7 protein-coding genes and 1 pseudogene are annotated in these 6,460 nt (G+C 61.7%); all 8 read right to left on the reverse strand.

Annotated features, from left to right (window positions below):
- Positions 1-183: 183 nt before the first annotated feature.
- Positions 184-1,002, reverse strand: coding sequence for a hypothetical protein (locus RR51_RS25335; protein WP_039615055.1), 819 nt, complete (start codon positions 1,000-1,002; stop codon positions 184-186).
- A gap of 47 nt (positions 1,003-1,049) precedes the next feature.
- The gene (locus tag RR51_RS25340) at positions 1,050-1,364 is read right to left on the reverse strand and encodes a hypothetical protein (RefSeq protein WP_039615056.1); all 315 of its coding nucleotides are present in this window, start codon (positions 1,362-1,364) and stop codon (positions 1,050-1,052) included.
- A gap of 885 nt (positions 1,365-2,249) precedes the next feature.
- On the reverse strand, positions 2,250-3,104 hold the full coding sequence (locus RR51_RS28600; RefSeq protein ID WP_152619941.1) for a hypothetical protein: 855 nt from the start codon (positions 3,102-3,104) through the stop codon (positions 2,250-2,252).
- A 411-nt stretch (positions 3,105-3,515) separates the two neighbouring features.
- A complete protein-coding gene (locus RR51_RS25350) occupies positions 3,516-3,752 on the reverse strand; it encodes a hypothetical protein (RefSeq protein WP_039615057.1) in 237 nt (78 codons plus the stop codon).
- Positions 3,753-3,984: 232 nt separating this feature from the next.
- Positions 3,985-5,274, reverse strand: a complete 1,290-nt coding sequence (locus RR51_RS25355; RefSeq protein ID WP_065110714.1) for an HD-GYP domain-containing protein — start codon at positions 5,272-5,274, stop codon at positions 3,985-3,987.
- A gap of 117 nt (positions 5,275-5,391) precedes the next feature.
- The gene (locus RR51_RS25360) at positions 5,392-5,772 is read right to left on the reverse strand and encodes a hypothetical protein (protein WP_001054412.1); all 381 of its coding nucleotides are present in this window, start codon (positions 5,770-5,772) and stop codon (positions 5,392-5,394) included.
- A complete protein-coding gene (locus tag RR51_RS25365) occupies positions 5,769-6,095 on the reverse strand; it encodes a hypothetical protein (RefSeq protein WP_000091614.1) in 327 nt (108 codons plus the stop codon). Before RR51_RS25365 ends, RR51_RS25360 begins: the two co-directional genes overlap by 4 nt.
- A gap of 23 nt (positions 6,096-6,118) precedes the next feature.
- Positions 6,119-6,453 (reverse strand): annotated as a pseudogene (locus RR51_RS25370) (transposase).
- Positions 6,454-6,460: the final 7 nt, after the last annotated feature.

Here is a 6,460-nt window from a genome sequence, read left to right on the forward strand (position 1 = left end):
CCCTAAGGGGCATGCAACCGGCTTTCGTAATTTACGATATGGATATTATCAGTTTTTGTAACCTATGCAAGCGTTTACTTGTACCTTTTCTACCACCTATCCGGTCGAGATTCCGGCGAACCACAACAGGTTGTGGTCCTGCCGAAAATAGACCCACCTACCGACCGTGCAATTCGTCGAAGGTCATCGCCCCAGTTCTTGGGCCAGCTCCTGCAAGCCCCGGACAACCTCCAACAGGTTTTCGGCTTCCGCCCGGGCCGCATCGCGCTGCCGCCGGTAGTGCTCTCCCCAAGCTTCGATTTCAGTCAATTCGCGCCTTAGGGCCTGCTCACGCTCATAGGAAATTCGGCGGGATTCGGCCAGGGTCGCGGCGAACTGGTCGCGCTCCTGGCGCAACGCCTCAACCTCGCGGGCCAGCTGGTCGCGCTCATCGAGCACGGACAGCCCAGCGGATTGGCGCTCCATGTATTCCGGAGCACCTTCGGCGCGATAGTCGCGAAGCGGTGTCTTGTTCCAGTACCACTCGCCACGCCCCTGATGCTGACCAACCTGATCGTCTAGACCGGCCGCCACCAGTCGCCCCTTGAGCGTCTGCACCGCACTCACCAGTTCGGCGTGCTGGTTGTTGCGCAGGCGCAGTACGCCCAAGGCGGTAGCCGCGCGGGCAAAATCGCTGCTGTAGCTGTCCCAGCGCGGCTGCAGGTCGGCGTCTCCGACCTCCAGCAGGGCGAAGTCATCCAGCTCCTGCCCCTGCGGACCACCCGGCACCACCCGATTCAACAGCGCCTCCACATCACCACCGGCGCGCTCAGGGGAAAAACTGACGCGACCGAACAGGCGCAGCGCCTTACCCAGCAATTCGCGCTCGCCCGGCGTTACGTGTAACGGCTTGATGCCTTTGGCTTTGCGCTCAGCGCGCAGTTTCTTCTGTCGCTCTGTACCCGTCATCGCCCGTGGCGATAGCGTCAGCTCAAAGGTCACATGGTCGAGGGGGTCAATCATTGGTACGCGCTCGCAATGAACCCCAGCGTCGGCCGGGGGTGATGAAATCAGTGGGACAGTTCCACGCCGGTCAGGCGTGCCAGGATCGCGCCAAGCTGGCCCGGCAACACGCCCTGGGCGCGGTCGATTTCCTTGATATCGCTGCGGGTCGGCCGTGATGCAATCACCTGAACGCCCTGCAGGCCGCTCACCACATGCACCAGGGTCACGCCACGGCGGGAACGCCCGCGGGGGATGCTGAACTGCAGGCCGCCGGCAATCGCCAGAAGGCTGCGCGCCCGCAAGGTGCGCAGCGCTTGGCGGGCCTGGGGGTCGTCCAGCAGCAACGCTGCAGCGTGTTGCGACGGGGTGGCATGGTGCATGGCGAACTCCTGTATTTGCTGGGCTTGGGGGCCAAGCCATGGAGCTAAATCTAGAGATAATTCGTTAATTCGTCAATTCTTTATTTCTTTAATTCGTTACCTTTCAGAGCGAATTGCGCCGGCGCCGGGCGCAACCTCCTGCGGGCAGGCGCCCGACCAGTTCGGAATATTCGTTAATTCGTTAATTCTTTACTTGCCGTCGATCGCTGCAGCACCAGGTCGAGCCCACCCGCCGGCATGAACCTGGCCTGCCGAAGGTCTACCGGAACACGGACAATCGTCGCCCTCGGCCGCACCGGCGCCGGCGATCGACCAGGCCGACAACAGGGCTGGACCCACCCCCCTCACTGTTCACCCGGAGCGCGTATGCGCGACCTACAGGCGCGATAGCGCCGGCGTAGTGAAGGAAGGGTCGCTAGCGCGTTCTGGCGTCTTTTAGAGGCTTTGGCGCGGCCCTGACTGGAACGGAAGCCCCAAGGCGGGATGGCGGCCTCAAGTGGGCACGTTCCCCTGCCCCCGCGCCGTAGGCGCGAAGTGGGGCAGGCCTCATCTGCCTGGCGTAGCCAGGCGAAACAGAAAGCTGTCTCGGCGTAGCCGAGGCCTAGTCGGGCAGCCCCATAGGGCGTGCCCTGCTTTTCAGGTACGAATGGGGAAAAGTACAGTTATTACTTAAATCCGCTTTAGACCCACCTAATAAGGGCGGCCCTGGACTGACCGCGCGCGGCCTGTGCATAACTGCGAAATCGGGGTCGGGGAAGGGGTTGAACAGGCCTGTGGGAGGGCCTGCAGGGGGCATAAACAGGGGGGGTTGGGGTGATGCGGAGGGAGGGTTGGCGAGCGCCCACGACGAAGCGCCCGAGGGATCGGGGAAGGTTACAGCGGTGTCTAGGAGGTTTCGTGTATGCCTTTGGCTTCCAGCCAGGCCTTGAAGCTCAGGCCGCCGGCCTGGGCGAACAGCTTGACGTTCTCGGCGCCGCGCAAAGGCCGCTGTAGCTTGGCCTCAATGCCGGCGGTGAGCTTGGCCGCGTAGATTTCCCACTCGGTGCGCAATACGTCCAGGTCGAGCGAGTCGCGGTGAACGTTGACCCTGACGGTCTTGTGGGCACGGCTGGGCTTCTGGTTCTTGGCCTTGGTCCCGAACACCTCGCGCAGCATAAGGTCCACCTGCAGGCCTTTCTCCAGCTCGTCGGCCTCGTCCACCGTCTGGATACCGAAGATGCGCGCACGGGCGAGGAAGATGGCCACGCGCTTGTAAGCTGCATCGCGGGCCTTCTTCATCACGCCGCCGGTGATCGAGCCGAACAGGCGAATGAATTTTTCACTGACCGTCTTGATTGCCGGCCGGCCGCGCAGCTCGTCATTGCCCTTGTCTTCGTACTGCTCGAACACGGTAATGGCGCCGGCGTTCTTGAGCCACTTGAAGGCACGCCAGAACCGGGAGGTGGGGAAGCGCTTCACGGCCTCGCGGTTGTCCGGGTCGCGGCCTTCGCGAACCATGCCGCAGCGCTCGGCCAGGTCGAGGGCGCTGTAGTTCTTGAACTGACCGTCCTTGAGGTAGTAGCCCACGCGCAGGGACGCCAGGTCGATGGCCGAGGCGATGGCGTGCCAGACCAGGCTGACCGCCTCGCGGTTCTCGCTGCGCACCTGGCGGTTGCTGCCATCAAGGTTGTATTTGTGCTGGTGGAAACCCAGGGACTTCATGACGTTGGGGTCGCTGAAGAACTCAACAGCCCGTTTCATGTTCTTGGTGAGGACGCGCGGCAGACAGCCATGGTCGGCCTTGACCTTGGGTAAGGCCAGGCGATCGACAGCGAACTGATCGGGCGTGTGCCCGCAGCGGTTGCCGGTCCCCAGGTTGGCGCCTGGGTACGCGTACGGTCTGCGCCCCCACATAGTAGGCGCGACCTGCCCAATCTCGGGCAGACAGTCAGTCATCTAACAGCTATCCCACTAGCAATGGCTTGCTTAGAAGGGGATCGACCGCTAAACTCTGACTTGTGCGATTCGCAGAGTTTAGCTTTGCAGATCACCGAGAACCCTGGGTTTGGCGACCCGGGGTTTTCTTTTTTCTAAAGCCTTGTTTTTTCTAGAATCCTTTCCCGGCGTTTCTGCCGGATGCGGAAAGCATATCACGCGTTCAGCAGCTTTCCACTATCTGTGATGAAGTTTTTCTTCCTGCAGGCTATCCACCGCCCCTAGCGCAACCATGATGCGCAGGTAGCGCCCGCGCGGCCGTCCGTCGTCTACCGCCTCGCTCTCGGCCATGTCCGCCAGGTAGGCGCGCAGGGCGGCCACCGTATCGTTAGGGTTGTCGAACACCAGCGGATTCCCGATAGGCGGGCGTTTCTTGGCGGCGCTGGTGGTGATGGGTTCGGGTGTTGCTGCCATTGGGTGCTTCCCTCTCTACCTCGGCAAGCGGAAGAATTAGCCGCTGAGCTAATATTATCCGGCCAGGGGATGTAAGCCGGAACCCCAGAAATTTCCGTCACCCTAGTTGGGTGGGCTCAACACTCGTGTCACCAGCTACCTTCTGGAGAATCGAGCTCGGCCATCCCTCCCTGGACGGGCATCGCTCGACGATGTTCAACGGCTCCCTCACGGGGCCGTCGTTTTGTGGGGGCTATTCCATCCACAAGTCGTCGAGGTTCTTGAAGTTCCAGAGCGTCGGGTCTTCGGGGCCAGTGATACTGTCCTTGCAACTCGTGGCCGCCAGGTCGATGGTCTGCATCGGGATCGGCTCTCTCGAGCGTAGCGAGAAGAACACGCGAACCTTGGGAGTCAGCAGTGATTCCATTCCCGGCTCAACGACAACGGCCAGACGCTGAGAGGACAGGCGAACCAAGGAGCCGACGGGGTAGATGCCCACGGCCTTGACGAAGGCGTGGAAGATGCGTTTGTCGAAATGGCCCTCCCACTTGGCCATCTGCCGCATCGCCGCGGACGGGTCCCACGGCTTTTTGTAGGCTCGCTCCGACGTCACGGCATCATAGACGTCGCAGATTGCGCCCATGCGGGCCAGGAGTGAAATGGCGTCACCGGCCAAGCGATCCGGGTAGCCGGTTCCGTCGATCTTCTCGTGATGGTGCAGGGCAATGTCCACCACCCCGGGCTCGGCCCCGCCTGCGCGCAGCATCTTTGCGCCCTCCACAGGGTGGCGCTTCATGATGGCGAACTCGGCATCGGTGAGCTTGCCTGGTTTGTTAAGCACTTCCAGCGGCATCGCGGCCTTGCCTAGGTCGTGCATCAGTCCGCCGATGCCAGCCAGGCGCGTTTGCTCCTCGTCTAGATCGAGATGCCGGGCCAGCGATAGCATCAGGGCGCAGACGGCAACCGAGTGCAGGTAGGTGTAATCGTCGTGCGTTTTGATGCGTGCGACGCTGATGAGGGCATGAGGTTGGCGCAGCACCGAGGCAGCGATTTCTCCGACCAGCGGCAACGTCGTGCTTGGGTCGACGGCCTTGCCAAGCCGGGCTTCCTGGAACATGTCCATGACTTGGGACTTGGCCGCAAGACAGAGTTTCCGTGCATAACACATTTCGCTCTCCATTGAGGTTGCGCCGTCACTTTTCTTGCTTAGTGGACTAGACGGCAGAGATTGCTCCTCCGACAATTCTCTGGGCTCTGGGCTCTGGGCTCTGGGCTCTGGGCTCTGGGCTCTGGGCTCTGGGCTCTGGGCTCTGGGCTCTGGGCTCTCTGGGCTCTCTGGGCTCTCTGGGCTCTCTGGGTCGACTTGGCTTTTGGCCAAGTCGACCCAGACCTCCCCGACGCCACATTCTCGAATGGCAGAGAGATCCTGAGGCTCGGTCAGCAGGAAGCTGCCGCGCCAGAATGGGTGTCGAACCCAAGAGCAGGCGAGCTTGTGGATGTACATGCCGAGACGAAGCTCGGATACGGGAATGCGTTTTACCAACTTATTTTCCTTTCTGAGTTGGGTGGTTAGGCGTGCGCCGAGGCTGGCACCCAGCGGTAGAGCGGAGGTAAGGTCACGCCAAGATTCTTGGATCAGCCGGAACCGCCGAAATTTCCGTCAGCCGATCAACATGGCTTTGTCTCGCGCTCGGTCGATGCGTTCCTGCATCGCCTGCATGACTTCTTCGTGGGTGTACGACTTGGCGTTGGGGTCGTCGGCCTCTCGGAGAGCTTCCTCGACCTCGCGGGTCATCCGCGCATATTCTTCCGGCCACAGCGCTTGCTCCATGCGCAGCGACGCCTGCCCAAGCAGGTGCAGCAGGCCGAACAGCCGCATGTCATTGGTGGCGACGACGTGCTCTCGAATCCGCTCCTGGATCACCTCGCAGGCCCGATGCGCCTCTGGCGTCGCCGTGCCCTCGTAGCCGGCTGGGAGTTCTGCTTCTTCAGCGATTCGCGCCCAAGCGATAGCCAGCGCCTCGATGGTGGACAGGTTCATTTGCTCATCCACTTGCGCAGCAGACGCTTTTTCAGGGAGGCGCGCTCTTGCGGATTGCGTCCCTTGTGGTTGGCAATGCGATCCGCCGTGGCGGCCTGGCGCTTGATGGGCCAGTAGGAGCGGCCATCCTTACCCATCGACCAGACGTTGCTGACCTGGTTTTCCAGTAGAGGCAGATGGGCGCATAGAGCTTCCGGCGACGCGCTGGCCAGCGCGGTGCGCTCGTGGGTTCGCCAGCGCTGATGCCAGAGTTTCTTGTCCTCGCGCTCGCTACGGCAGGTCGTGTGCCCAACGATGGGCGTTTTGCGGCGGCTGCGGCTCATGATGTGGTTGTCTCCAAGAACATTCAGGACAGGCTTTCTGGGTAGAGCGCCGTCACCGGGACAGGGTTTCTTGCACTTGTTCCAGCGAGGTCATCAGATGATCAACCTGATCCTGAAGATCCACGGCGAGATCAAATAGCTCAGCCACTCGGCTGCGTGATCCCTCGTTGAACGCGGCCATTGCCAGTTGATGCAGCTTCAACAGGTCGGTGCGCAGTTGCGGAGGTGCGCCGTCTGCGCTGTCATTCAAATCGCCGCGCAGCACGTCCACGGCATCGACTGCACGCAGCAGTGCCGTGGTATCGAAATTCTCGGGAGTCAGTTCGTCCCATTCGTCGTCGGTGATGCGGGCTGCCATCAGGAGA

The sequence above is a fragment of the Pseudomonas sp. C5pp genome (genome assembly GCF_000814065.1).
GTDB lineage: Bacteria > Pseudomonadota > Gammaproteobacteria > Pseudomonadales > Pseudomonadaceae > Aquipseudomonas > Aquipseudomonas asiatica.